Annotated in this window: 27 protein-coding genes; 18 read left to right on the top strand and 9 right to left on the bottom strand. The window is 48.7% G+C overall.

Going from position 1 to position 25,066, the window contains the following annotated elements; genetic code table 11:
- Positions 1 to 102: 102 nt before the first annotated feature.
- Positions 103 to 300 (bottom strand): SE1561 family protein, encoded by a 198-nt coding sequence (locus DP119_RS14655; protein ID WP_112233855.1) that lies wholly within the window; start codon positions 298 to 300, stop codon positions 103 to 105.
- A 320-nt stretch (positions 301 to 620) separates the two neighbouring features.
- Positions 621 to 1,001: an OsmC family protein gene (locus tag DP119_RS14650; RefSeq protein ID WP_112233854.1), complete on the bottom strand. Its 381-nt coding sequence runs from the start codon at positions 999 to 1,001 to the stop codon at positions 621 to 623.
- A gap of 79 nt (positions 1,002 to 1,080) precedes the next feature.
- On the opposite strand from DP119_RS14650, the gene DP119_RS14645 reads away from it, so the two are divergent.
- Positions 1,081 to 2,259, top strand: a complete 1,179-nt coding sequence (locus tag DP119_RS14645; protein ID WP_112233853.1) for an MFS transporter — start codon at positions 1,081 to 1,083, stop codon at positions 2,257 to 2,259.
- A gap of 109 nt (positions 2,260 to 2,368) precedes the next feature.
- Here the strand turns inward: DP119_RS14645 and DP119_RS14640 are convergent, their stop codons facing one another.
- The 3 genes from DP119_RS14640 to DP119_RS14630 form a co-directional block, all read right to left on the bottom strand.
- Positions 2,369 to 2,920 (bottom strand): flavodoxin family protein, encoded by a 552-nt coding sequence (locus DP119_RS14640; protein ID WP_112233852.1) that lies wholly within the window; start codon positions 2,918 to 2,920, stop codon positions 2,369 to 2,371.
- Positions 2,921 to 3,055: 135 nt separating this feature from the next.
- Positions 3,056 to 4,420, bottom strand: a complete 1,365-nt coding sequence (gene rlmD / locus DP119_RS14635) for a 23S rRNA (uracil(1939)-C(5))-methyltransferase RlmD (protein WP_112233851.1) — start codon at positions 4,418 to 4,420, stop codon at positions 3,056 to 3,058.
- Between the two features lie 41 nt (positions 4,421 to 4,461).
- Positions 4,462 to 5,361, bottom strand: a complete 900-nt coding sequence (locus tag DP119_RS14630) for a TIGR01777 family oxidoreductase (protein WP_112233850.1) — start codon at positions 5,359 to 5,361, stop codon at positions 4,462 to 4,464.
- Positions 5,362 to 5,460: 99 nt separating this feature from the next.
- Between DP119_RS14630 and recX the strand changes: the two genes are divergently transcribed.
- From recX to DP119_RS14615, 3 genes are read left to right on the top strand one after another with little or no spacing between them, the layout of a single operon-like run.
- Positions 5,461 to 6,267 (top strand): recombination regulator RecX, encoded by an 807-nt coding sequence (gene recX, locus DP119_RS14625; RefSeq protein WP_112233849.1) that lies wholly within the window; start codon positions 5,461 to 5,463, stop codon positions 6,265 to 6,267.
- Positions 6,260 to 6,592 (top strand): YfhH family protein, encoded by a 333-nt coding sequence (locus DP119_RS14620; RefSeq protein WP_112233848.1) that lies wholly within the window; start codon positions 6,260 to 6,262, stop codon positions 6,590 to 6,592. Before recX ends, DP119_RS14620 begins: the two co-directional genes overlap by 8 nt.
- Before the next feature lie 4 nt (positions 6,593 to 6,596).
- Entirely contained in the window at positions 6,597 to 6,851 is a 255-nt protein-coding gene (locus DP119_RS14615) for a YfhJ family protein (RefSeq protein ID WP_101189901.1), read from the top strand.
- A gap of 45 nt (positions 6,852 to 6,896) precedes the next feature.
- On the opposite strand, the gene DP119_RS14610 is transcribed toward DP119_RS14615, so the two are convergent.
- On the bottom strand, positions 6,897 to 7,877 hold the full coding sequence (locus tag DP119_RS14610) for a metal-dependent hydrolase (protein WP_112233847.1): 981 nt from the start codon (positions 7,875 to 7,877) through the stop codon (positions 6,897 to 6,899).
- A gap of 137 nt (positions 7,878 to 8,014) precedes the next feature.
- Between DP119_RS14610 and mutY the strand changes: the two genes are divergently transcribed.
- From mutY to nikC, 9 genes are all read left to right on the top strand, one after another.
- Positions 8,015 to 9,079 carry an A/G-specific adenine glycosylase gene (gene mutY / locus DP119_RS14605; protein WP_112233846.1) on the top strand — a complete coding sequence of 355 codons (1,065 nt, stop codon included), beginning with the start codon at positions 8,015 to 8,017 and terminating at the stop codon, positions 9,077 to 9,079.
- Complete coding sequence (gene fabL / locus DP119_RS14600) at positions 9,076 to 9,822, top strand: enoyl-[acyl-carrier-protein] reductase FabL (RefSeq protein ID WP_112233845.1); 747 nt, start codon at positions 9,076 to 9,078, stop codon at positions 9,820 to 9,822. Before mutY ends, fabL begins: the two co-directional genes overlap by 4 nt.
- 103 nt (positions 9,823 to 9,925) lie before the next feature.
- Positions 9,926 to 10,471: a nucleoside tri-diphosphate phosphatase gene (gene ntdP, locus DP119_RS14595; RefSeq protein ID WP_058381347.1), complete on the top strand. Its 546-nt coding sequence runs from the start codon at positions 9,926 to 9,928 to the stop codon at positions 10,469 to 10,471.
- A 60-nt stretch (positions 10,472 to 10,531) separates the two neighbouring features.
- Positions 10,532 to 12,277 (top strand): ABC transporter ATP-binding protein, encoded by a 1,746-nt coding sequence (locus DP119_RS14590; protein WP_112233844.1) that lies wholly within the window; start codon positions 10,532 to 10,534, stop codon positions 12,275 to 12,277.
- Positions 12,278 to 12,430: 153 nt separating this feature from the next.
- Positions 12,431 to 13,450 (top strand): ABC transporter ATP-binding protein, encoded by a 1,020-nt coding sequence (locus DP119_RS14585; RefSeq protein WP_112233843.1) that lies wholly within the window; start codon positions 12,431 to 12,433, stop codon positions 13,448 to 13,450.
- Entirely contained in the window at positions 13,425 to 14,408 is a 984-nt protein-coding gene (locus DP119_RS14580) for an ABC transporter ATP-binding protein (RefSeq protein WP_112233842.1), read from the top strand. Before DP119_RS14585 ends, DP119_RS14580 begins: the two co-directional genes overlap by 26 nt.
- Positions 14,409 to 14,437: 29 nt before the next feature.
- Positions 14,438 to 16,051 (top strand): ABC transporter substrate-binding protein, encoded by a 1,614-nt coding sequence (locus DP119_RS14575; RefSeq protein ID WP_112233841.1) that lies wholly within the window; start codon positions 14,438 to 14,440, stop codon positions 16,049 to 16,051.
- 82 nt (positions 16,052 to 16,133) lie between these two features.
- Positions 16,134 to 17,138, top strand: coding sequence for an ABC transporter permease (locus tag DP119_RS14570; RefSeq protein ID WP_112233840.1), 1,005 nt, complete (start codon positions 16,134 to 16,136; stop codon positions 17,136 to 17,138).
- 50 nt (positions 17,139 to 17,188) lie between these two features.
- Positions 17,189 to 18,040, top strand: coding sequence for a nickel transporter permease (nikC, locus tag DP119_RS14565; RefSeq protein WP_205853888.1), 852 nt, complete (start codon positions 17,189 to 17,191; stop codon positions 18,038 to 18,040).
- Between the two features lie 31 nt (positions 18,041 to 18,071).
- Here the strand turns inward: nikC and DP119_RS14560 are convergent, their stop codons facing one another.
- Positions 18,072 to 19,157 carry an FUSC family protein gene (locus DP119_RS14560; RefSeq protein WP_112233838.1) on the bottom strand — a complete coding sequence of 362 codons (1,086 nt, stop codon included), beginning with the start codon at positions 19,155 to 19,157 and terminating at the stop codon, positions 18,072 to 18,074.
- A 33-nt stretch (positions 19,158 to 19,190) separates the two neighbouring features.
- Positions 19,191 to 20,477: a glutamate-1-semialdehyde 2,1-aminomutase gene (locus tag DP119_RS14555; RefSeq protein ID WP_112233837.1), complete on the bottom strand. Its 1,287-nt coding sequence runs from the start codon at positions 20,475 to 20,477 to the stop codon at positions 19,191 to 19,193.
- 118 nt (positions 20,478 to 20,595) lie between these two features.
- Between DP119_RS14555 and bcp the strand changes: the two genes are divergently transcribed.
- From bcp to perR, 4 genes are all read left to right on the top strand, one after another.
- Positions 20,596 to 21,072, top strand: a complete 477-nt coding sequence (bcp, locus tag DP119_RS14550; RefSeq protein WP_112233906.1) for a thioredoxin-dependent thiol peroxidase — start codon at positions 20,596 to 20,598, stop codon at positions 21,070 to 21,072.
- Between the two features lie 15 nt (positions 21,073 to 21,087).
- Complete coding sequence (locus DP119_RS14545; protein ID WP_112233836.1) at positions 21,088 to 22,029, top strand: D-2-hydroxyacid dehydrogenase; 942 nt, start codon at positions 21,088 to 21,090, stop codon at positions 22,027 to 22,029.
- A gap of 2 nt (positions 22,030 to 22,031) precedes the next feature.
- Positions 22,032 to 22,583: a cob(I)yrinic acid a,c-diamide adenosyltransferase gene (locus tag DP119_RS14540; RefSeq protein WP_112233835.1), complete on the top strand. Its 552-nt coding sequence runs from the start codon at positions 22,032 to 22,034 to the stop codon at positions 22,581 to 22,583.
- 180 nt (positions 22,584 to 22,763) lie between these two features.
- The gene (perR, locus tag DP119_RS14535; protein WP_058381335.1) at positions 22,764 to 23,207 is read left to right on the top strand and encodes a peroxide-responsive transcriptional repressor PerR; all 444 of its coding nucleotides are present in this window, start codon (positions 22,764 to 22,766) and stop codon (positions 23,205 to 23,207) included.
- A gap of 36 nt (positions 23,208 to 23,243) precedes the next feature.
- Here perR and DP119_RS14530 read toward each other — a convergent pair whose 3' ends face one another.
- On the bottom strand, positions 23,244 to 23,597 hold the full coding sequence (locus tag DP119_RS14530) for a YgzB family protein (RefSeq protein WP_112233834.1): 354 nt from the start codon (positions 23,595 to 23,597) through the stop codon (positions 23,244 to 23,246).
- A gap of 186 nt (positions 23,598 to 23,783) precedes the next feature.
- Between DP119_RS14530 and DP119_RS14525 the strand changes: the two genes are divergently transcribed.
- Positions 23,784 to 24,650 carry a nucleotidyltransferase-like protein gene (locus DP119_RS14525; RefSeq protein WP_112233833.1) on the top strand — a complete coding sequence of 289 codons (867 nt, stop codon included), beginning with the start codon at positions 23,784 to 23,786 and terminating at the stop codon, positions 24,648 to 24,650.
- Positions 24,651 to 25,066 lie beyond the last annotated feature (416 nt).

Below are 25,066 nucleotides of genomic sequence, written 5' to 3'. Positions count from 1 at the left end.
ATAGATGGGAGATTTTGCTTATTGTAGGCTGCTTCACATATTCCAGGGCAAAGAAAGCAAAAAAAACCTGAAGCTTCATATTGAGGCTTCAGGGCGTGGGTATTATTCGTTTTCTGTAGACGGACGGTTCTTGAATTGCTGCATTTTATTCTCCAAATCGTCGACCATGGCAATCAGCCGGTCAATATCTTCGAGTTCGGTGCTTTCCGGTTCGATGGCATCTAACACATCGAGGAACATGCTGAGCCGCTGTTTCATATAAGTTACTTGTTGTTCCTTATCTGTAATGGATTTTCCCATTGATTCCACCTCATTTCCATTGTATATAGTAGCCGATAAATACGGGAATATCAATAGAACAGCAGAAAGGGGTATAAAACGAAAAAATATTAATTGAATATTTACATTATTCAATTAATATGGTATAGTGACATCAATCCTTGACGAGGGGAGGCCAAAACGGATCACCAAACCGAGAAAGAACACGATGTGGAAGAGGAGGCGATTCGGGCATTTAGGTGGCATCACCGACAATGCGATTATGGAAACGAACTGTAAACATAAAACATAAAGGCTCAGCCCGCAATCTGCCAAGCAGAATCGGACTGAGCCTTTTATGTTTATACCAATTCGTAGCTTTCAACCACTTCGATCGAATTTTCGACAGAACGGACCATCGAGCAATTTTTTCGTGTCAATTCCATGACACGGGGCATTTTCTCCTCTTCGATATCACCTTTGATCCGGAAGTGCAGATGAACTTTTGCGACGCGCCCTGCCTCTTCATCGATGCGGACCACTTCTTTCACTTCGACTTCAATGTCTTCTGCCGGCATGCGTTTTTTCTCCAATACTTTCCGGATGATGCCCGCACTGCAGATCGCCAATGACGATACCAGCAATTGATAGGGGCGGAACCCATACTCTTCATCAGTGGATACGTGGAGCTCGCCGAAAGGCAAATGCCCTGTAAATCCGTGTTCATTCATGGAAAATTTCAATGTGTATCTCCTCCTTATGTTAAAATTGTAGCGGAAACTTCCAAAAATAGAAAAGAACGTGCTCGTTCGGGGAGGCATTATGAAATATTTCTTATCAAGCGAACGCGCCCGCTTTTGGATTTTGGTCGCCATCGTGTCGATTTCAGGGTTTTCACAAGGGATGTTATTGCCGCTCATCGCTGTTATTTTCGAACAGGATGGCGTGTCGTCTACGCTGAACGGGCTGAGTGCAACAGGCTTATACATAGGCATTATCGCTGTGGCTCCCTTTATGGAGCCACAGCTGAGAAAGTTCGGGTTCAAACCGCTGATCCTGGCGGGCGGGGCAATGGTGATTCTTGCGCTGCTGGCTTTTCCGTTATGGAAAAGTGTTTTGTTCTGGTTTGTCTTGCGTATTTTGATCGGGGTGGGGGATCAGGCACTGCATTTCTCGACACAGACTTGGATTACAAGCACTTCGCCACAACATAAGCTAGGGCGAAATATTGCGATCTATGGCATGTCATTTAGTGTAGGCTTCGGTGCAGGGCCGCTGTTTGTGCCGCTCGTCCAAGTATTTGAAGCATTGCCGTTCATCATTTCCGGGGTTCTCTGCTTGATCGCCTGGTCATTGGTGTTTTTCTTGCGAAATGATTTTCCGGAGCATTCTGCCAGTTCGATGGGCGCTAGAGGAACTTTGCAGCGTTTTCAGTCGGCCATTATCATTGGCTGGGTCGCTTTTTTGCCTCCGCTGGGCTATGGTTTTTTAGAAGCATCACTCAGCGCCATCTATCCAGTCTATGCCTTGCGCCAATCGTTCGACATCAGTATGGTCTCCTACATACTCGCTGCTTTTTCCATTGGGGCGATCGCCACGCAATTGCCTCTCGGTGAACTCAGTGACCGCATCGGCCGGAAAAAGGTGCTGCTGCTTGCGCTAAGCGGCGGGGGGCTGTCATTTTTGGTGGCAACGTTCTTTGAATCGAATGCTTGGCTCACGCTCGCCTTGTTCGTGGTGGCCGGAATGTTTGTCGGTTCGACTTTTTCCCTTGGCATTTCCTATATGACCGATTTGATGCCGAAAGAATTGCTACCCACGGGGAACTTATTATGCGGCGTGGCATTCAGCGTCGGCAGTTTGATCGGCCCGGCAGCAGGGGGCTTATTCCTTGAAGTCACAGAGCAGTTGAGTTTCTTGCTGCTGATCACAGGGATCTTATTGGCCTTGTTCACCATCATCGCTTTTAAAGGCCCGCGCAAGGATACGGCCAACGCTTAAAATGGAGAATCTCCCGTAAAAGCTTAGGAAGCGACAGCCTCCTAAGCTTTTTAGTTCCATGAAAAAAAGCCACAGGCACCGTATCCGACGGGTTGGCCTGTGGCTTGTATCATGTCAGCGTTGTGGGTTCTTTGTCTGCGTGCAGCGCCATTTCAATGAAGAACCTGATTTCCTGATCGAATTGGCTGAAATGTTCGCGTTTGAGCCGGAACTTATTCGTGTACTTGATTTTATTGCGCTGTTCTTCAGGAAGCAGGTCATTGATCCACAATTCGGCTAATGCCGATGGTTCGCGGGAAGTGAGCACAAGCAATTCTGCGCCGATCTTTTCCCGTTGGCCAGGTGCACCGCTGCAAATGGTGATGAACGAGTAATCGGTTAAATCATCTTTCGATTGCTTGATGAATGTCCGCATCGGCGCCGCAATTTTCCCTGCCCAAATCGGTGCCAGCAAAATCACCGGGCTGTATTCTCTCAAGTCAAAATCCAGGGGTGCCAAACGGGAGTCGCGTTTGATAAGGAAATCCATCAAGATCGATATATCTTTCCGTTTCTTTTTCTCCTTGATTTCACGCAATTCGCATCCGGTCCGGCTTTGAAGCTCTTCCGCTAGCTTCTGGTTGTTTTCAGAATGGGAATAATAGATGATTAACGGCTTCATGGCGATTCCTCCTGGTTAGCTGATTTCACAGAGGCTGGCAGTGGATGCCTTCAAAACCTAATGGCTGGCTAAAATCAAAATGCTATGGCTGGATCGGGCGTAGGCAAAGTGCGTATCAAAGATCTGGAATCCTCTTCATTTCAAGGTCAATAAGCACACCGCTTCCACTTGCGAAGTCTGCGGGAACATATCGATCGGCTGGATGTATTCGACACGGTAAACTTTCGTTAATTGCTGCAAGTCTTTCGCGAGTGTCGACGGATTACACGATGTGTAGACAAAGCGTTTCGGTTTTACTTTCAAGATGGTTTTCAACAAGGAATCCGCAAGTCCGGTGCGCGGCGGGTCGACTGTCAATACATCCGGCACATAGCCTTCCTTGCGCCAGGTATCCAGCCATTTTTCTGCAGTGCCCGTCACATAAGTCGCTTGGTGGCCTTGTTTTTTCGCGTTGGCCTTGGCATCGGCAATGCTTTCCGGGATGGTATCCATGCCGCGGATCTCACGGGCGGAATCCGCCAGCCATAGGCCGATTGTACCGACGCCGCAATAGGCATCGACAACGGATTCCTTGCCGGTCAGTTTCGCCGCCCGTTTGATCTCATCGTAGAGTTTCACGGTCTGTTCCGGATTCAATTGGAAAAACGCACGGGCCGATAAGTCGAATGATAATTCGCCGAGTTCTTCATGGATGGTCGGCTTGCCGAACAAAGTATGCGTTGTTTCGCCGAAGACCAGGGAAGTTTTCTCAGCATTGACGTTTTGGACGATGGACACCAGGTTCGGGTCGATTGCGCTCAATCGTTCGACGAGCACTTTCTTTTTCGGGATGTCCTTGCGCGTCGTGATGAGCACAAGCTGGATTTCACCGGTTTTAACTGCTGTGCGCACGGCGATGGTCCGGATGAGCCCTTTCATCGATTTGCCGTCGTAAATGGATAAGTTCAATTCTTCGATGATGCGCTTCGCGGCATTGGTGATTTTCACCGTGTCCGGATGCTGCACGAGGCATTGTTCGATATCGAGCAGCTGCTGGGAGCCTTCCGCAAACAAGCCGGCCATTACTTTGCCATCTTTCTTGCGTGTTTGGAACTGGCTCTTATTGCGGTAATGCCAAGGGTCGTCCATGCCGATCGTCTCGCGTACTTGGATGTCCGTCCCGCGCAAATAACGGTCGAGCGATTGCAGCACCAGGTCGCGTTTTTCGACGAGCTGCTGGCTATAGGATAAATGCTGCAATTGGCAGCCGCCACATGTTTCGAAAATCGGGCACGGCGGCGTCTGGCGGTGGGGGGACGCTTTACGGATCTTCAGTATCCGGGCTTGTGCGAAATTATGTTTCACGATGGTCACTTGCGCAGTGACTTCCTCGCCTGGCAATGCCCCAGGGACGAAGACGACATTACGCTTGAAAAAGCCGACGCCTTCTCCGTTGATGCCGAGTTTTTTAATGGTTAAAGGGAATTTCTGCCCCATTTCAATGATTGGTTTGTCAGTCATGCAGGTCACGTCCTTCAATTGGTCATCCCTTCATTATACGCTCATTTGTATATGTCAGCCAGTGCTTCCGGTAAATTCGGGAACTCGAACTTAAATCCATGGTCTAGAAGGACGGCTGGCAGTGCCCGCTGGCCTTCGAGCACTAGCCTGCTTTTATCGCCGAGCGCAGCTTTCAACGCAAACGAAGGGGCAGGGATCCAATGCGGCCGGCCGAGCGCACGCCCGATTTCCTTGCCGAACGCTTTCATGCGCTGCGGGTTCGGTGCCGTCACATTGAAGGGGCCAGTGAGTTCTTCGTGTTCGATGGCGAAAAGGATCGCGCGTGCCGCATCGTGGACGTGGATCCACGACAGCCATTGCTTGCCGGTGCCGACTGTGCCGCCGGCAAATAGTTTATACGGCAGCGCCATTAAAGGAAGGGCGCCTTCTCCTTTACCGAGCAAGATGCCCAAGCGTCCGTAGGCGGTGCGGACGCCATCAAGTTGTGCTTGTTCCGCGAGGGCTTCCCAAGCGAGCACCGTTTCGGCAAGAAAATCATTGCCGTATTCGCGGTCGGCTTCGGTATAGGTTTTATGTTCAGAAGCCGGATAAATCCCGATTGCGCTTGCATTGACGAGCACTTCCGGTTTTTTTTCAAGCGCCGAGATGATCCGTAGCACTTCTTTTGTCGCCGATACGCGACTTTCGTAAATTTTCTTTTTTTGTTTATCTGTCCACAAGCCGTCGTTGATCGAGGTGCCGGCCAAGTTGACGAGCGCATCGATGCCTTCAAGCTGCGCTTCCGGGCGCGCCCCGTCAGACAGCCAGCGGACATACGTGATGCCCCGTTCCTTCGGTTTATCTGAACGTGTTAAAATAAACACTTCGTGGCCATTTGCAAGCAGCAATTCCGTCAAGGCGGAACCGAGAAAGCCGGTGCCGCCTGTTATCGCTATTTTCATTTCCATCGCCTCCATTTCTATCCCATACCCAATTCGAGCGAAGCATATGCCAAGAGGCCGCGCAAAGTGTATAATGGTAGGAGAAGCGAGGGGAAATTGATGCCGATCATTACGAAAATAACCCGCGGAAAAAATAATCCGGAACGCTATAATATTTATTTGGAAGAAAAATTTGCGTTCAGTGTCGACGAATCCTTGATCATCCGCTATCAATTGACCAAAGGCAAAGAACTCGACCAGTGGACGATCGAAGAAATGAACTTTGAGGATGAAGTCCGAAAAGCATTCAATAAAGCGTTGCATTACCTCGGCTTCCGCATGCGCAGCGAAGGCGAAGTGCGGAAGAAGCTGAAGGAAAAGGAGTTCGGTGAAGCCGTCATCGATGAAGCGGTCAAGAAGCTTTACGAACTCAGCTTCCTCGATGACCAGCAGTTTTCGGAAGCCTTACTCCGGACACAAGTGAAATCAGGCAAAAAAGGGCCACGGGCAATCCAGCAGGATATGCAGAAGAGAGGAATTGATAAGGCTATGCAAAAAGATGTCTTAACAAATTATACCGAAGAAGAGCAACTCGAAGTTGCCACGGGCCTTGCGGAAAAAATCGCAGCGAAAGAACAGTCGAAAACCCCGAGCCAGGTCAAACAGAAAATCAGTGATTCATTGATGAGAAAAGGCTATCCTTATTCGATTATCAAGCAAGCGATCGAAGGGCTTGATTTAGAGCGGGACGACGACCAATGGCTCGACAGTGTCCGCCAGCAAGGGGATAAATTATGGCGCAAGCATGAAAGCAAATTGTCGGGGAACGACTTGAGCCGGAAAGTGAAGCAAGGCCTTTACCAAAAAGGCTTCCCAGGCGATGTGATCAGCCAGTACATCGAAGAAAAGGAGCTTGAAAATGAGTGAACAAAAACCATATTCACAGATGGATGAGACGGAACTGCGCAATGAAATCGCCCGTCTGAAAGAAAAAGCGCGCAAAGCGGAACAGCTTGGCATCGTCAATGAATTCGCAGTGCTCGAACGCAAAGCCATCATGGCCGCATCGTTCTTATTGGATCCGAAAGATTTTAAGCCAGGGGAAATCTACCGTGTGGAAGGCGACCCGAATGTCTATTTCCAGATTGATTACCTAAAAGGCAATTTCGCCTGGGGCTACCGCATGGGCGGGGACAAGCACACGGAAGCGCTGCCGATTTCCATGCTGCGCCCATTGAAGGAAGGGAAGTGAACCGATGAAAGAAGTCATTGAGCAGTTAATCATCGAGTTAAGAGAAAAAAATCCGGAGCTCTCGGAAGACAAAGCCCGGACGTGGATTGAACTTTTGGTGTCCGATTTTGAATCTTCATACGCGAAAGCAGGATATGATTACCAAGGCACGGCAGTCGTCGAGAAAGTCGTGCGCCAGTGGATTGAAAGCTACGGAGATAAAATCCACGAATTCGCTGGCAATAATCCGAAATACGCGCATCTTTTGCACGATTCTTAAACGATAAAAAAACGGCCGGGGCGAGCACCCCGGCCGTTTTTCTGTTTAGTTATGGCTGAAATCGAGCTTTTTCCTCAATTTATCTTCGCTGAAGATCCACCCTGTATAGGAGTTAAGGATGTTATGGTCCTCGTCCAGATGGGCAACCGCGACAAACGGATAATAATCGTTGCTGCGGTAGCGCAAATCGATCAAGCGAACTTCGTAGATTTCCCCATATTGATTGATCTCCCAGCGATAAAGCGGGGAAAACGACACGAAGGCATCCAGGTTCTTGTCTTTCATCGCGGTCTGGATCAAGTCATTCTCAGGCATCGGCTTTTTCAGGAATTTGTCGTAAATATTGATCGAGCGCCCATACGCCTGCCCGACGAAATGATGCCGGTCGGTGTCAGCGGCGATGCGCCACTGGAAATAGCGCATCGTCGGCGCGACGAAAACATCTTTCGTGCCCGGGATCGTATTGCGGATCGCCTGCTTGATCGCTGCCTGCAATGCGAAGCGGGAGACATAATAGAAGAACAAGATGATATACAAAATGCCCATCGTCCAAACGGGATCGGCCCCGAACGCCCAGATCATGAGGGCCACGACATGGGCGCCGAAAATAATTGGATCAAAGGTGTTGATGACGCCAAGTGCTACCCAATGGTTGGAAAATGGGCGGAGTGCCTGGGTGCCGTATGAATTGAATATATCCACGAATACATGGAGAAACACTGCAAGGAAAGTCCATAGCCATAAATGAAGAAGATTGGCTTCCGGGAAAATAAGGTAAATGGCACCGGCGAGCAAAATCGGCCATGACAGTACGGCCGGCACGGAATGTGTAATGCCACGGTGATGGCGGATATAAACGGCGTTGTCGCGCAGCTTCAACACGGTATCGATATCGGGGATTTGTGAGCCGATAATGGTGCCGGTCATAACGGCAGTCCAAGTAGCAGGATGGCTCGCGACAACCGGATCGGCCATGGCCAGCCCACCGAGTGCAATGCCCATGACGATATGTGTTCCTGTATCCATCGACGCATCCCCCTTCTTTGCGAGCGTTTATAATATCTTGTGTGCCCGCCATTTGATAAAATAAGCATATTCCTTAAGTATACATACCCGCTTCAGGGCCGGAATAATCAGCATGAACGGAGGCAGAAAACATAAATATGGACAAGCAGCAATTTCAGCAGGACCTGATCGGCTGGTTCCGGAAAGAACAGCGGGACCTGCCTTGGAGGCGTACAGCTGACCCTTATCAAATCTGGATTTCCGAGGTCATGCTGCAGCAAACGAGAGTCGATACGGTTATCCCTTATTATAAACGCTTTGTCGAGAAATTTCCCACTGTCGAATCTTTGGCGCAAGCGGAAGAAGAAAGCTTATTGAAACTATGGGAAGGGCTCGGGTATTACTCGCGCGCCCGCAACCTCCAGGCAGGGGTGCGGGAAGTCGCAGAAAATTACGGAGGCATCGTACCGGATACGCGCAAGGAGATTTCCGCTTTGAAAGGCGTTGGGCCTTATACGGCAGGGGCAGTATTGAGCATCGCATATGGCGTGCCGGAACATGCAGTCGACGGCAATGTCATGCGCGTACTCAGCCGCATCTTGTTGATCGAAGAAGACATCGCTAAACCGAAGACGCGCAAAGTGTTCGAACAGGCGGTGACGGAATTGATCAGCCATGAAGATCCCTCTTCATTCAACCAGGGATTGATGGAACTCGGCGCGCTCATCTGCACGCCGACTTCTCCGAAATGCCTGTTATGCCCGGTACGCGACCATTGCGAAGCATTCCATGCCGGCAAGGAAACGGAACTGCCGGTTAAGACAAAAGCGAAGAAAAATCGCAATGCCAATTTCGCCATGATGGCGATTTGGAGCGGGGACAAGCTCTTGATGGAACAGCGTCCCGGGAAAGGCCTGCTTGCTGGCATGTGGCAATATCCGATGCTCGAGCTGACTGAAGCGCTCGAAGCGAATGAAGTCGGTGAATTATATGCGGAGACATTGAATGGTGCGCTTTCTGATATCGAGAAAATTACTGCTTTCAAACATGTCTTTTCTCATTTAACATGGAACGTGGATGGCTATTTGGCCAGAGCAGAAGAATTCACGCCGCCCGAAAACATGAAATGGGTGACGCCGGAACAATTGGAGAATTTACCGATTGCCGGACCCGTCCAAAAAATGAAGACAGCTTTAGAGCAAAGAGGAGATGTAGCAAAATGACAGAACAAAAAGTGGCGTTGGTGACAGGCAGCAGCCGTGGGCTAGGAAAAGCGATGGCAATTGCGCTTGCGGAAGAAGGCTATGATATCGTTGTCAACTATGCGCGCAGCAAATCAGCCGCACTCGATACGGTAAAGGAAGTCGAAGCGAGAGGGCGTAAAGCATTGCTCGTCCGCGCCAATGTAGGCGATGTCGAGAAACTGCGCGGCATGTTCGAAACGATCAAGGAAGAATTCGGCCGTCTGGATGTGTTCGTGTCAAACGCGGCATCCGGCGTCTTGCGCCCGGTCATGGAACTGGAAGAATCGCATTGGGACTGGACGATGAACATCAATGCCAAAGCGATGTTGTTCGGTGCCCAGGAAGCGGCGAAACTAATGGATAAAGGCGGAAAGATCATCGGAATCAGCTCGCTCGGCTCGATCCGCTATTTGGAAAACTATACGACGATCGGCGTGTCGAAAGCAGCCGTCGAATCGATTACCCGTTATCTGGCGGTGGAACTCGCCCCGAAAAATATCGCAGTCAACACCGTTTCGGGCGGCGCGCTCGATACGGAAGCGTTGAAGCATTTCCCGAACCGCGAGGAATTGCTCGGTGATGCGCGCGACAACACGCCAGCAGGGCGGATGGTCGAAATCGATGATATGGTCAAAACGGCGATGTTCCTCATTTCCGACCATGCGGATATGATTCGCGGGCAGACGATCATCGTCGACGGAGGTCGGTCTATCGTCATGTGATTCTCGCAACTTTCGGCTTATTGCTGTATGTTTTCAGAATTGATTGATATAATGAACGGGAGATAACATATAGTGATAGTTAGACGAAAAGGTGGGATGGTGCATGGCGGTTCCTGCGGAGGGTGAAACAATCCAGATCCACAGTTACAAGCACAACGGACGCATCCACCGTGTCTGGCAGGAAACAACTGTACTGAAAGGGACGAACAATATTGTAATCGGCGCGAACGAACGCACGCTGGTGAGGGAATCGGATGGCAGGACCTGGTTGACGCGAGAGCCGTCGATCTGTTACTTCCACGCTGAACATTGGTTCAATATCATCTGCATGCTGCGTGACGACGGTGTCTATTATTATTGCAATATCAGCTCCCCGTTCGTCTATAATAATGGATCGTTGAAATACATCGATTATGACTTGGATGTAAAAGTGTTTCCGGATATGTCTTACACGCTGTTGGATGAAGACGAATTTGAAGACCATAAGCGGCAAATGGGCTACCCAGAAGTCATCGATCAAATACTCTACCGGAATGTGGATAAGCTGATCAGCTGGATCAAGCAAAGAAGAGGCCCTTTTGCCCAGGACTTTATCGAAGTATGGACGAGCCGGTATGAATTTCATAAGCATAACCGGATTCATGATTAACATGGAAAACCTGTTGCCTGCCAACAGGTTTTTCATTTTGAATGGAATGGAGTGAACAGTTTGGGCAGTATGAAACGCTATATGAAATTCGTCAGGCCTTATTATTGGCAGATTGCCTTAACGATTTTCATCGGGATCTTCAAGTTTGCGATCCCTCTTTTTATCCCTCTTTTAATCAAGATCGTCATTGATGATATCATCGGTGCAGACGCATTATCAGATGCGGAAAAGCTTAGCCAGCTTTACTTATGGCTCGGGGGCACGGCAATCGTGTTCTTCCTGCTGCGCCCGCCGATCGAATATTTCCGGCAGTACTATGCGCAGTATGTCAGCAATAAAATCCTCTATGATATCCGCGGCTATCTTTATAGCCACCTGCAGCGGCTGAGCTTGCGCTATTACGCAAACACGCGGGCGGGGGAAATCATTTCACGTGTCATCAATGATGTCGAGCAAACGAAAAACTTCGTCATGATCGGCTTGATGAATGTCTGGCTCGATGTCGCTACCATCCTCATCGCCATCATCATCATGCTCACCATGGACGTCTCCTTGACGATCGTTGCGCTGTTGGCATTTCCGTTTTATGCGTTCAGCGTCAAATATTTCTTCGGGCGCTTGCGTGACTTGACGCGCGAACGTTCACAGGCTCTTGCCAATGTCCAAAGCTATTTGCACGAACGTGTGCAGGGCATGAGCATCATCAAAAGCTTTGCGCTCGAGAAGCATGAAGAAAAGATCTTCAACAACACGAACGATCAATTCCTGGAAAAAGCGATCGACCATACGAAATGGAATGCCAAAGCATTCGCGGTCGTCAACACCATTACCGACGTGGCACCATTATTGGTCATCGGCTATGCCGGCTACCAAGTCATTCAGGGCAATTTGACACTCGGGACGATGGTTGCGTTCATCGCTTACATCGAACGGTTATATAATCCGCTGCGCCGCCTCGTCAACTCGTCGACGACGCTCGTCCAGTCACTCGCTTCGATGGACCGCGTCTTCGAGATGATCGACGAGGAATACGATGTGACAGATAAACAAGGTGCGCGGGAACTTGGGCGTGTTGACGGCAAACTTGAATTCCATAATGTTTCGTTCCATTATAATGACGGGGGAAGTGAAGTGCTGTCGAATCTCAACTTCACGGTCCGCCCCGGAGAGACAGTGGCATTTGTCGGCATGAGCGGCGGCGGCAAATCGACGATCGTCTCGCTTATCCCAAGGTTCTACGACGTCACGGGAGGCTCGATCCGCATGGATGGCCATGACCTGAAAGACGTAACGATCCATTCCTTGCGCGACCAAATCGGGCTCGTCCTGCAGGATTCGATCCTGTTCAGCGAATCGGTCAAAGAAAACATCCTGATGGGCAAACCCGATGCGACCGACGAGGAAGTCATCGCAGCGGCAAAAGCGGCGAATGCCCATGAATTCATCACAAACTTGCCGGAAGGCTATGACACGAAAGTCGGCGAGCGCGGCGTCAAGTTATCCGGCGGACAAAAACAGCGCATCGCCATTTCCCGTGTTTTCCTGAAAGACCCGGCGATCCTCATCTTGGATGAAGCGACATCCGCACTCGACCTCGAAAGCGAAGCGCTCATCCAGGATTCCTTGGAGCGCCTTGCGCACGACCGCACAACGTTGATGGTTGCGCACCGATTGTCGACCATCACCCATGCCGACCAAATCCTGGTCATCGACAACGGCCAGCTGGCTGAACAAGGCACGCACGAAGAACTATTGCAAAAGCGCGGCGTCTATTACAAACTATTCCAAGTGCAGAACATAGGTTAACTATTTCAAGCTCCCCAATTTTTGGGGAGCTTTTTCAATAGGAAGAAAGGCTTTCGGCAATCTCCCGAAAACTATTGCATTACTACTAATATTACGTATAATGGAAACACGGAGAATGTTCTGAATAATTTAAAGTGAAGAAGGAGGATCTCTATGGACGAACGTAAAACCATCTTGGATGTGAAAGGGCTGCGCACTTCCTTTTTCACTGATGATGGAGAAGTACCAGCAGTCGACAACGTGGATTTCCATATCCGCCAAGGGGAAGTGCTCGGCATTGTAGGGGAATCAGGCTGCGGCAAAAGTGTTACCTCATTGTCCATAATGGGGCTTGTGCCAAGTCCTCCAGGGAAAATCGTAAGCGGGGAAATTTTATTCCAAGATAAGGATTTGACGAAACTATCCGATAAAGAAATGCGCCAGATCCGAGGCGATGATATTGCGATGATCTTTCAGGAGCCGATGACTTCGCTGAATCCTTTGTTTACAATCGGCAATCAATTGCGCGAAGCATTGAAGATCCACAAGAAGGATTGGTCGAAAAACCAAATCCAGGACCGCGCCGTCGAAATGATGAAATTGGTCGGCCTGCCCCGCGCAGAAGCTTTGCTTAACGAATATCCGCACCAATTATCGGGCGGCATGCGCCAGCGCGTCATGATCGCGATGGCTTTGCTGTGCGACCCGAAAGTGCTGATCGCCGATGAACCGACCACTGCACTCGATGTCACAATCCAGGCGCAGATTCTTAAATTGATCAAGAACTTAAACGAGCGGCTCGATACAGCCGTCTTGCTGATCACCCATGACCTTGGGGTCGTCGCTGAAACATGCGAACGCGTCGTCGTCATGTACGCAGGAAAAGTAGTCGAAGAAGGGCCAGTACATACCATTTTCAATGATCCGCAGCATCCATACACCCGCGGGCTTCTGGAAAGCGTTCCCGACATGCGCTTCAAGAAAGAGCGGCTTTACTCTATTCCAGGAAACGTGCCAAAACCGGGATCGATCAAAGTAGGCTGTAAATACGCGGCACGCTGTGAATTTGCCTTCGATCGCTGCCGTGTGGAAGACCCGGCATTATACCAGACGGCAGAAGACCACAAGACGCGCTGTTTCCTATTCGATCCAAAGGAGGCCAAGTCGCATGACAGAACCATTGTTGAAAGTTGAAGGCTTGAAGAAATACTTCCCGATAACAGGCGGGCTGCTTGGCCGCACAAAAGGCCAGGTCAAAGCGGTCGATGATATTTCCTTCTATGTCAACGAAGGCGAGACACTCGGCATCGTCGGTGAATCGGGATGCGGCAAGTCGACGACAGGGCGCATGCTTATGCGTTTGCTCGATCCGACAGAAGGCAAAGTGACGTTCGACGGCAAGGAATTGACCAGTTTGTCAGCGTCTGAAATGCGCAAGGCCAGACGCGACATCCAGATGGTATTCCAGGATCCATATGCCTCATTGAATCCTCGCCATAGCATCGAGAAGATCCTGATGGAACCGTTGAACGTTCATAATATCGGCGATCCGAAAGAACGCAAGCGGAAAGTGCATGAGTTTCTCGAAATCGTTGGGCTCAGCAGCTACCATGCGAAACGCTACCCGCACCAATTCAGCGGCGGCCAGCGCCAGCGCATCGGCATCGCGCGTGCGCTCATGACCAACCCGAAACTGATCATCGCCGATGAGCCGGTTTCTGCGCTTGATGTGTCGATTCAAGCGCAAGTGCTCAATTTGATGCAGGATCTGCAGCGCGACTTGAAACTGACGTACATATTCATCGCCCATGATCTGGGCGTCGTGCGCCATATCAGTGACCGTGTGGGCGTCATGTATTTGGGGAATATGGCAGAACTTGCGGATACGGAAAGCCTGTATGAAAAACCGCTCCATCCATATACACAAGCGCTCCTGTCGGCAGTGCCTGTACCGGACCCTGAATTTGTCCGCGAAGAAGTGGTGATCAAGGGGGATGTGCCGAGCCCGGCCAACCCGCCTTCGGGCTGCCGCTTCCATACACGCTGCCCATTCAAGATGGATATCTGCTCGCAGGAAATCCCGCGTTTAGCGGAAGTTGAACCAGGTCATTCTGTGGCTTGCCACCTCTATGAGGAAAGCAGGCCGCAATGATAATAAAAACACAAAACGGAGGGGTTATTTTGGGGAAAAAGAAAATTGTATCAATCGCTTTCCTGATGCTGCTTTTGCTGTCGACAGCGCTTTACGGCTGTTCAGGCGGTGATTCGGAGTCAGGCGGAGAAGGCGGGGATTCAGAATCAGGCGGCGAAAAAGTCCTGATCTTCGGACGCGGCGGCGACTCGGTTTCACTGGATCCGATCACGGTCACAGATGGAGAGTCTTTCAAAGTAACGAAAAACATCTTCGATACATTGATCAATTTCGGCGAGCAGGACACTGAAATTGAAGCAGGGCTTGCCAGCGAATGGGAAGCGGCGGAAGATGGTTTGACTTACACGTTCCAATTGCAAGAAGGCGTCACGTTCCATGATGGAACGGATTTCAACGCAGAAGCAGTTGTCGCAAACTTTGAACGCTGGGCTGCTGGGGATGCAGACCAATTCCCGTACTATAAATCAATGTTTGGCGGATTTGGCGACGAAGAAGAACATGTCATCGAATCAGTCGAAGCGACTGGCGATTACGAAGTCGTCATTAAACTGAAGCGCCCACAAGCGCCATTCTTGAAAAACTTGGCGATGAGCCCGTTCGGCATCGCATCACCGACTGCGTTTGAAGAAGCCGGCGAATCATTCGGCGACAATCCAGTCGGCACTGGCCCATTCAAATTCGTTGAATGGCAGCGCAACGACACGGTGACAATCGAGAAATTCGATGATTACTGGGTGGATGGAGAGCCGAAACTCGACCAGGTCGTGTTCCGTGCCATTCCGGATAACTCAGCCCGTTTGAATGCATTATTGTCAGGTGAAATCGATTTGGCTGACGGCATTACACCATCCGACGCCGGAACGATCGAAAATGATGAAAACCTTCAATTGTTCGAACGTCCGTCTATGAACGTCGGCTACCTTGGATTGACGACTACTCGCGAGCCATTCGATGACCCGAAAGTCCGCCAGGCGATGAACCACGCGATCGACCGCCAGGCGATTGTTGATTCATTCTTCGAAGGCCGTGCAGAAGTTGCGAAAAACCCGATGCCTCCGGTAATCAGCGGTTATAACGACAGCATCGAAGGCTATGAGTTCGATCCTGAAAAAGCGAAAGAACTATTGGCTGAAGCAGGACTAGAAGATGGATTCGAAATGGAACTTTGGGCAATGCCAGTTCCGCGTCCGTATATGCCGGATGGCCAAAAAGTAGCGGAAGCAATCCAAAGCAACTTGGCTGATGTCGGCATCACAGCTGAAATCGTTTCATTCGAGTGGGCAACATACCTCGAAAAAGCGGCAGCAGGAGAAGCGGATGCATTCCTTCTTGGCTGGACAGGCGATAACGGCGATGCGGATAACTTCTTGTATGTATTGCTTGACCAAGACAATATCGGTTCAAACAACTACACATACTACGAAAACCAGGAACTTCATGATATCTTGATCGAAGCACAAACAGAAGTTGATGAAGATGCCCGCAATGAGCTTTATATGCAGGCTCAGGAAATCATCCACGAAGACGCGCCATGGGTACCGCTTGCGCACTCTACACCGCTTCTTGCCGGTGGGACGAACGTAATCGACTTTAAAGCGCATCCAACTGGCTCTGACAAACTGTCTTCAGTAGATATGGAGTAGGCGTTTCTTTGGGGGGGAGAGGTCATACTGATTTCTCCCCCTTTTCAATACATAATGCAATTGAGATGGAGAGGTGAAGAAGATGCTTCACTATATCGGGCAGCGGCTTTTGCAATTGATTCCTGTCTTACTCGGAATGACGTTTATCGTCTTTATGATCATCCGGGCAATTCCAGGCGATCCCGCACAAGTCATCCTTGGGCAACAAGCATCCGAAGAAGCAATTAAAGCATTACGGACCAGTCTGGGGCTTGATAATCCCTGGTACATCCAATATTTCGATTACTTAAAAGGCCTGGTTACTGGCGACATGGGGAATTCACTGCGTACCCGTTCACCTGTTTCGGAAGAAATTTGGCCCTATCTAGCAGCGACATTCGAATTATCCTTATTCGCAATTATCATTGCCGTCGTCATCGGCATCAATGCAGGGATCATCTCTGCTTGGTTCCAGAACTCATGGTTCGATTACACAGCGATGGTACTGGCCTTGATCGGCGTTTCCATGCCGATTTTCTGGCTCGGCCTCATGAACCAATGGATCTTCTCGATCGAACTCGGCATATTGCCGACGACAGGTCGTGAAAACGTCCGGGATCCAATCGATAACATCACTAATTTTTATGTGTTGGACACTCTCATTCAAGGTGATTTCAATCAATTGGCGACCGTATTGAAGCATTTAGTACTCCCAGGCACGGCGCTGGCCACCATTCCGATGGCAATCATCGCGCGGATGACACGCTCTTCAATGCTTGAGGTCATGCGTTCGGATTACGTGCGGACTGCCCGTGCTAAAGGGGTCAAGATGTTCTGGGTCGTCTATAAGCACGCGTTGAAAAATGCGATCATTCCTGTACTTACGATCATTGGTTTACAGATGGGCTTGTTGCTCGGTGGCGCCATTTTGACAGAGACCATTTTCGGCTGGCCAGGCATCGGGCGTTATATTTATGAAGCGATCGGCTTCCGTGATTACCCGGTTATCCAATCCGGCATTCTGGTCGTCGCATTCATATTCGTCATGATCAATCTCTTCGTCGACTTGCTTTACGGCTTGGTCGACCCGAGGATCAAATATGATTAGGAAGGGGGAGGAGCATATTGGCTGAAACAGCAGCAGCAGACAAGCAGGAAATGCAGAAAGTCGCCGGCCCTTGGAAAGAGGCTTGGCGCGGATTCCGCAAAAGTAAAGTCGCCGTTGTCGGCATGGGCATCGTCATTTTCTTCATTCTTTTGGCGATTTTCGGCCCATTGTTTACACCGCAAGGCATCAACGAACAAAATCTTTCCCAGCGGCTTCTGCCTCCTTCCGGTGATCATTGGATGGGTACAGACGATTTCGGCCGCGATATCTTATCGCGTGTCGTATACGGAGCGCGCATCTCGCTATGGGTTGGATTCCTGGCGGTTATCGGCTCGGTGATTGTCGGTAGTATTCTCGGCATTTTGGCCGGTTATTACGGGCGCTGGGTGGACACCATCATTTCCCGGCTGTTCGATATCATGTTGGCATTCCCGAGTATCCTTCTTGCGATTGCAGTCGTATCAGTTCTTGGGCCGTCACTGCGCAATGCATTGATTGCGATTGCCATCATCAACGTTCCAAACTTCGGGCGCTTAATCCGTTCGAAGGTATTGAGCATCAAGGAAGACGAGTACATCATGTCGGCCAAAGCGATCGGCATGAAAGACAACCGCATCTTGGTTTCGCATATTTTGCCGAACTCCATGGCACCGGTAATCGTCCAAGGCACGCTCGCGATTGCGACAGCGATCATCGAAGCGGCGGCACTCGGCTTTCTCGGCCTAGGGGCGCAGGCACCTTCCCCGGAATGGGGCAAGATGTTGGCCGATTCCCGGTCGTACTTGACCAATGCCCCGTGGACAATGATTTTCCCGGGGTTGGCGATCATGTTGACCGTACTTGGCTTTAATTTAATGGGAGACGGGCTGCGCGACGCACTCGACCCACGAATGAAATCATAAGAAAAACGCCCGGAAATTTTCCGGGCGTTTTTTATATGGCGTTTTCGATATCGCTGTCGACTTCTTCGCCATGGTAATTGTAGTAAGCGATGATCAGCAAATCCAAATGCTCCAAATGCTCTTCGTAGTCGAGCAGGGCAGACAGGACATGCATCAAATGGTAAACCGAAAATTCATCTTCTTCGACTTCAGTCGATAAATTGATTTCCTTGACGAAAATCGACATGACTTCGTTGCGTTTCAATACAGCATCCGGCCCTGAACTTTCGCTATGTTCCGGACGTAGTTTCCCGATGTATTTCATATAAAGCTGTTCGTGATAACTCGCCAAGCTCTCGAGCCGTTCCTGCACCATCATATGGAATTGCTCGGGCAAATCCTTCAGCTCATTCTCATAACGGTTCAGGCGCCGGAGAACTTCCAAGCTTTTTTTCGAAGTGGCAATCATCTGCCTGTAGAGTACCAGCTTTCGTGCCTTTGTATATTGCTGCTTTTTCGTATAGCTGCGTTCTTCCTTATAAAATGAATACCATTGGTCGACTTTCGTCAGTTTCTCGGTCAATTTGTCGATGTCTTCTTTGACAGATGAATGATCTGAAGCGTGGCGTATTGAAATCCGGATCCACCTGATGACATCTTCGCTGACGGAATGGATCGACTGGAATAAGCGGGTTTCATACTTTGGCGGCAAAAAGATCATGTTGACGATAAAAGCCGATAAGATCCCTAATAAAACCGTTGAGAATCGCAAAGAGGCAAAGATCAGGAAGTCGTCTGATTGCGAGTCCATAATGATGATCAAAGTTACCAATGTCAGGGGCACTGTGTTTTCCAACTTTAATTTCAACATGATAATGATGGCCAAAATGGCAGCAACGCCTATCGTTAAATAATTTGGCCCAAGCGTCAACACGAAGATAACCGCAATCGATGCCCCGATTAAATTCCCGTACACTTGATCGAGTAAAGTCAGGTATGACCGATAAATTGAAGGTTGTATAGCGAAAATTGCCGCCACCCCTGCGAATACCGGTGTCGGAAGGTCAAGAAGCGTCGCCAGAAACAAGGCAAGTGAAATAGCGATACCGGTTTTAAATATGCGCGCGCCGAGTTTCATCGGCAAACACCTCCTTCAGGAAGAAATCCGTTTCTACAATTGGGCAAATGCATGCTCTACCGCCCGGATCGACGTATCGATATCTTCCTCTGTATGTTCTGTAGTCAAGAACCAGGCTTCATATTTGGATGGCGCCAAATTGATGCCCTGTTCTAGCATCAGTTTGAAGAAACGCCCGAAAGTCTCTCCGTCTGTCGCTTCTGCCTGTTCATAATTTTTCACTTTTTGATCGGTGAAATATATCGTCAAAGCACCTTTTAAACGGTTGATAGTAATCGTGACGCCGTGCTTTTCAGCAGCAGCCAAAATTCCTGCTTCTAGGCGCTCGCCGAGTTGGTCCATTCGTTCGTAAACGCCTTTTTCCTGCAGCACTTCAAGACAGGCGATGCCTGCTTGAATCGAAGCGGGATTGCCCGCCATCGTCCCAGCCTGGTAAGCAGGCCCGAGCGGGGCGACCGTATCCATGATTTCGCGCTTCCCGCCGTATGCACCGATCGGCAAGCCGCCGCCGATGATTTTTCCGAGCGCCGTCAAGTCTGGCTCGAGGCCGAGTAAATTCTGCGCGCCGCCATAATGGAAACGGAATGCGGTGATGACTTCATCATAGACGACCAAAGCACCTTTCGCTTTCGCCCTTGCATGGACGTCCTCAAGGAACCCTTCTTCCGGTTCGACGATGCCGAAGTTACCGACAATCGGCTCGACGAGGATGCAGGCAATTTCGTCTCCCCAGCGATCTATCGCTTCTGTGAATGCTGTTGGATCGTTAAAGGGAATCGTGATGACTTCTTCAGCGATCGATTTTGGGACGCCTGCCGAATCAGGTGTGCCAAGTGTAGCAGGGCCAGAACCGGCCGCAACGAGCACTAAGTCGGAATGGCCGTGATAGCATCCAGCGAATTTCATGATTTTGGTCCGTCCGGTGTAGGCTCGTGCCACGCGGATAGTGGTCATGACAGCCTCTGTGCCGCTATTGACAAAACGCACTTTATCCATCGCAGGCATCGCTTGTTTCAGCATCTTAGCGAATGTCACTTCGTGCTTCGTCGGGGTGCCGAACAACACGCCGGTTTCAGCCGCATGCGCAATCGCTTTGGCGATATGCGGATGGCCGTGGCCTGTAATGATGGGACCATACGCGGCCAAATAATCGATGTATTTATTCCCATCTACATCATAAAAATGGGCGCCTTTTCCATGATCCATTGCGATAGGGGATCCGCCCCCTACAGCTTTATAAGAGCGGGAAGGGCTATTGACCCCACCAACAATATGTTCTAACGCTTCTTGGTGCAATTGTTCGGAAATCGAGTGGTCCATAAAATGCCTCCTAAAATAATCTATTCCTTATTGTAGACAAAATTAGCCCCAAACGCCAAAGAAATTGAAAGTAGAGAAACCGTCCGGTACGATAGAGGAAAGAAAAGGAGTGATGGGTTTGACTACATTAGAAGGATTGGCAGCACCTGACTTCACATTGCCAAACGAACAGGGCGAAACAATTTCCCTTTCGGATTACGCAGGAAAAAAATACGTCGTGCTTTATTTTTATCCAAAAGACATGACGCCGGGTTGCACGACCCAAGCATGCGATTTCCGCGATGCCGAAAAAGATTTCTCGGAGCTTAACGCGGAGATTTTGGGCGTCAGTGCAGATTCCAAAGAACGCCATCAAAAATTCATCGACAAACATGGCCTGCCGTTTTCGCTTCTTGTTGACGAGGATCATCAAGTATCGGAAGCTTACGGTGTTTGGAAGCAGAAGAGAATGTATGGAAAAGAATTCTGGGGCATCGAGCGCTCGACATTCTTGATCGACCCGACAGGAACCGTCATCAAGGAATGGCGAAAAGTGAAAGTAAAAGAACATATTGAAGAAGTGTTGGAAACTGTAAAAGCAGTCAGCGGTGACTGAGAAAGGAAGAAGCTAATGGACGTCCTATTTACATTTGTGCCTAGAGAGATTCAGCAGAAACGGCTTCAAGCCGAATTTCCTGAAGTGAATTTCCGCTTCTTGTATAAGAATAAGTCATTTTTGCCGACAGCTGATATTGTCGTCACATATGGGGAAGATTTAACGGCTGAAGATATTGAAAGTGCTGTAAACCTGAAATGGATCATGGTAGCAAGCGCAGGCATCGAAAAAATGCCGCATGCTGCTATAGCAAAAAAAGGAATACTCGTTTCAAACGTCAAAGGGATCCATAAAACCCCGATGGCGGAATCCGCTTTAGCACATTTGCTGGCTATTAAACGTTCTTTGCCATTCATTTACGAGAGCCAGCGCAATGGGGAATGGAACCGCAAAACCAAATCATCCGAACTGGCAGGTTCAACGGCCGTCCTGTTCGGGCCTGGCGCAATCGGTTCAGAAATCGGGCGCTTGCTCCAGGCATTCGGAGTTCGGACAATCGGCTGCAACCGTTCGGGAAATGAGGCTGGGTACATGGATGAAATGGTTTCTTTTGAAAATGTATTAGGCGTTCTTCCTGCTGCTGATATCGTACTGTCTGTATTGCCGAGCACGAAGGAAACTTATCATCTGTTGAAGAAAGAGCATTTCCAAGCGATGAAAGAAGATGCGATTTTCATGAATTTAGGCCGCGGTGATCTGATAGAAGACCAAGTGATGCTTGAAGCGATGGAAAACCGCGAAATTGGCTATGCCGTATTAGATGTTTTCGAAGAAGAACCGCTCCCGGCCGGGCACCCATATTGGAAGATGGACAATGTAATCATTTCCCCGCATGTATCAAGCCATTCGGGAAAATATGTTGAGCGTGCATTGGATGTTTTTATCCCGAATTTGCACGCTTGGATCAAAGGCGATAAATCACCATCAAATCCAGTGGATATGAAAAGGGGTTATTGAGGATGAAAATTTATACAAAAACAGGGGATAAAGGAACAACTTCGCTCGTTTACGGCAGCCGTGTCAAAAAGAATGACCCGCTCGTCGAAGCTTACGGGACATGCGACGAAGCAAATACGATGATTGGTCTCGGTGTAGGGCATTTGAATGGAGAATTTTTCGAGCAAAAAGAAGCTCTTTGTGAAATTTTCCACCAGATTCAAACGGTCCTCTTCCACGTTGGAGCGGAATTGGCGACCCCGACAGGAAAAGAAGTGAAATGGAAACTTGAGCAGGAACATATCGCGCAACTGGAAACTTGGATCGATGAATATGATGCAGAACTCCAACCGCTCACTAATTTCATCTTGCCCGGCGGACACCCTGCAGGAGCGGCACTCCATGTGGCCCGGACAATCGTGCGTCGCGCTGAGCGCAATGTAATTGCAATAGGGAAAGGCGTTTCGCCTAACGTACTAGCGTATTTAAACAGGCTTTCTGATTTTCTCTTTGTCGCAGCACGGTTCGTCAACCAGCAACTGGGTTCTAAAGAGAAGGGGCTTCACGCAGAATAGAGAATAGTCTCGAGCAGCAGGGTCCCATGCCCTGCTGCCTTTTTAATTCAAAGAAACAATCAGTGGAATAAACAGAAAATTAGCGTCCTATAGCGATTTCTTGACACGTTTAGGTTTTTTTAGGTACACTAATTATAACGATTACAATGTAAGAATATATACGAAGTGAGGTGCCCAGCGATGTCTGAAGCCCAATTGAAAGACGCACTCGATACGTTGAAGTCTACAGGTGTCAGAATTACACCCCAGCGTCATGCGATTTTGGAGTTTATGATCCATTCTACATCGCATCCGACAGCAGACGACATTTATCGCGCGCTTGAAAAAGCTTTTCCCAATATGAGTGTAGCCACCGTTTATAATAATTTGCGTGTTTTTAAGAAAGCAGGGCTAGTAAAAGAATTGACTTACGGGGATTCTTCAAGCCGCTTTGATTTTGTCACACACGACCATTATCATATGATCTGTAACGAGTGCGGGAAAATTGTCGATTTCCATTATCCTGGTTTGGACGAAGTGGAACATTTGGCGTCCCATGTAACAGGTTTTCAAGTGGATTACCACCGCCTGGAGATCTACGGTACATGCCGCGATTGCTATAGCGAGTCAGCTAAAGCACAATAAAAAAGAATGCCTGCCGAATCGGCGGGCATTCTTTTTTTATAATTGCGGTTTTTTCTTATTATATTCTTCGTTGAATTCTTTGCCTTCAAGAGAAGGGTCCATCGTCAACGGTTCGTTGCAGTGCATACAGATATCTACACGTCCAAGCATTTTTGTATGGCGCTCGCAATTCGGACATTGGACGGGCACAGTCTTCATCGATAGCAGGCCGATCCAAGCATAGACTCCAGTACTTCCGATAATGGCAACTAAACCAAGCAGCATGAAGATGACCATGACAAGCGGCTGGCTGCGGAAAAAGATGCCGGCATACATGATGACGATGCCGATGAAGATCAATGCCAGGGCGAAGGTCCGAATGCGGTTAATTTTATTTTTGTAAGATTTCATGAGCGGTTCCTCCTTGCGTCCATCATACTATATCATAAACGTCCGGAAAAAGGGTTAAGCTAATTCCGTTAAAGGAATATCAGAGAAATATGTCGAATTAGAGAAAAACGCCTTAGAATATTTGCATGCCTAGAGCATTGCGGGCATCATAAAATACATAAGATAGTCTGCAGGGAGTGACGACGGATGGAACAAATATTGAGACCGCTATATCAAGAACGCGCGAGCCAGGAAACAACGCTTGGTGTCATCCTAATAGAGAAGAGAGAAGACATCAGCCCGATTACAGATACATTCGATTCAATCCTTCTAATCATTACAAAGGAAAATGAAACACCGGTCTTTACCAAACATTATACGTATATGGGAAAAAAAGCGGCCATGCACATCATCACAGAAAAGCAATTGCATAAATGGCTTCTTTTGGGAACAAACCGCAAGATTGTTGACTGGTTATTTAATGGCCGAGTCATATATGATCGCAATGAATTTATGGAAAAACTTAAGACCGAGTTGAAAGAGTATCCATTCTACGGCAGAAAAATCAAAATGGGGCTGGAGTTCGCTAAACTGATCCGCCGCTACCTTGAAGGAAAAATGTTCTTCGAAGAGAAAAATTATTTGGATGCCTACCATCACATGGTAGAGTCGCTCCATCATCTGGCTCGACTATCAGTTCTTGAAAATGGCCTTCCTCCTGAAGTAACAGTATGGTCACAGGTAAAGAAGATGGAGCCGGCAATATACAAGCTATATGAAGAGCTCATCTCAAGTGACGAACCGATTGATAAGCGCTTGGAACTATTGTTCTTAGCCAGCGAGTTTTTCATTCATTCACGCACGCAAGACGGATCACAGCATATTCGTGAAGTAATGGAGAAGCAAAGCAGCTGGACAATCCAGGAATTGCATGAACAAGAAGAATTAAAAAATTATTCTTCCAACCTTGAAGTGCTAATAGAGTTCTTAGTTGAAAAAGATTTAATTGCAATTAACGGCATAAAAACAAAAAGCGAAGGTATTTTCCATCGTTATTATTCAATTAAACATTAAAAAATCTAACAGACCAAAAGCTGGCGGAGAATTAACCTCGTCAGCTTTCTTCATTATAGGCAAGTCATCGAATTGCATTAAGCTTACGCAAGAAAGAAAAACAGATAAATAAAACAAAAGATTTTTTAGTTTTACCGTTGACAATTATTCAAGAAATGTATTATGATAATACACGTCGCTCGAACAGATTAAGTTTTTTACAATAATAAAAAAGACTTGACTCTTTTGTCCAGCGATGCTAAATTATAGAAGTTGCTCTTGAAGCAACTGTGAAACTCGAACCTTGAAAACTGAACAGCAAAACGTCAATAATACAGCCGCGAGCGATCGCGGCAAACTTACTGATCAGCTTCGGCAGATCAAAGCGAATCGCGCGTCTTATGACGGCGATACGCCAGCAGTATTGAGCAATCAAC

Source organism: Planococcus maitriensis (assembly GCF_003289925.1).
GTDB lineage: Bacteria > Bacillota > Bacilli > Bacillales_A > Planococcaceae > Planococcus > Planococcus maitriensis.
This window is presented reverse-complemented; position numbering and strand designations above follow the sequence as displayed.

Excerpts from the sequence above, each read along its gene's own strand:
- DP119_RS14610 (WP_112233847.1), bottom strand. The coding sequence starts at position 7,877 with ATGGATACAGGAACACATATCGTCATGGGCATTGCACTCGGTGGGCTG.
- DP119_RS14630 (WP_112233850.1), bottom strand. The coding sequence starts at position 5,361 with ATGAAAATAGCGATAACAGGCGGCACCGGCTTTCTCGGTTCCGCCTTG.
- fabL (WP_112233845.1), top strand. The coding sequence starts at position 9,076 with ATGACAGAACAAAAAGTGGCGTTGGTGACAGGCAGCAGCCGTGGGCTA.
- recX (WP_112233849.1), top strand. The coding sequence starts at position 5,461 with ATGCCGATCATTACGAAAATAACCCGCGGAAAAAATAATCCGGAACGC.
- perR (WP_058381335.1), top strand. The coding sequence starts at position 22,764 with ATGTCTGAAGCCCAATTGAAAGACGCACTCGATACGTTGAAGTCTACA.
- mutY (WP_112233846.1), top strand. The coding sequence starts at position 8,015 with ATGGACAAGCAGCAATTTCAGCAGGACCTGATCGGCTGGTTCCGGAAA.
- DP119_RS14645 (WP_112233853.1), top strand. The coding sequence starts at position 1,081 with ATGAAATATTTCTTATCAAGCGAACGCGCCCGCTTTTGGATTTTGGTC.
- nikC (WP_205853888.1), top strand. The coding sequence starts at position 17,189 with ATGCAGAAAGTCGCCGGCCCTTGGAAAGAGGCTTGGCGCGGATTCCGC.
- DP119_RS14655 (WP_112233855.1), bottom strand. The coding sequence starts at position 300 with ATGGGAAAATCCATTACAGATAAGGAACAACAAGTAACTTATATGAAA.
- DP119_RS14525 (WP_112233833.1), top strand. The coding sequence starts at position 23,784 with ATGGAACAAATATTGAGACCGCTATATCAAGAACGCGCGAGCCAGGAA.
- DP119_RS14620 (WP_112233848.1), top strand. The coding sequence starts at position 6,260 with ATGAGTGAACAAAAACCATATTCACAGATGGATGAGACGGAACTGCGC.
- DP119_RS14560 (WP_112233838.1), bottom strand. The coding sequence starts at position 19,157 with ATGAAACTCGGCGCGCGCATATTTAAAACCGGTATCGCTATTTCACTT.
- ntdP (WP_058381347.1), top strand. The coding sequence starts at position 9,926 with ATGGCGGTTCCTGCGGAGGGTGAAACAATCCAGATCCACAGTTACAAG.
- DP119_RS14545 (WP_112233836.1), top strand. The coding sequence starts at position 21,088 with ATGGACGTCCTATTTACATTTGTGCCTAGAGAGATTCAGCAGAAACGG.
- DP119_RS14585 (WP_112233843.1), top strand. The coding sequence starts at position 12,431 with ATGGACGAACGTAAAACCATCTTGGATGTGAAAGGGCTGCGCACTTCC.
- rlmD (WP_112233851.1), bottom strand. The coding sequence starts at position 4,420 with ATGACTGACAAACCAATCATTGAAATGGGGCAGAAATTCCCTTTAACC.
- DP119_RS14540 (WP_112233835.1), top strand. The coding sequence starts at position 22,032 with ATGAAAATTTATACAAAAACAGGGGATAAAGGAACAACTTCGCTCGTT.
- DP119_RS14640 (WP_112233852.1), bottom strand. The coding sequence starts at position 2,920 with ATGAAGCCGTTAATCATCTATTATTCCCATTCTGAAAACAACCAGAAG.
- DP119_RS14615 (WP_101189901.1), top strand. The coding sequence starts at position 6,597 with ATGAAAGAAGTCATTGAGCAGTTAATCATCGAGTTAAGAGAAAAAAAT.
- DP119_RS14570 (WP_112233840.1), top strand. The coding sequence starts at position 16,134 with ATGCTTCACTATATCGGGCAGCGGCTTTTGCAATTGATTCCTGTCTTA.
- DP119_RS14580 (WP_112233842.1), top strand. The coding sequence starts at position 13,425 with ATGACAGAACCATTGTTGAAAGTTGAAGGCTTGAAGAAATACTTCCCG.
- DP119_RS14530 (WP_112233834.1), bottom strand. The coding sequence starts at position 23,597 with ATGAAATCTTACAAAAATAAAATTAACCGCATTCGGACCTTCGCCCTG.
- DP119_RS14555 (WP_112233837.1), bottom strand. The coding sequence starts at position 20,477 with ATGGACCACTCGATTTCCGAACAATTGCACCAAGAAGCGTTAGAACAT.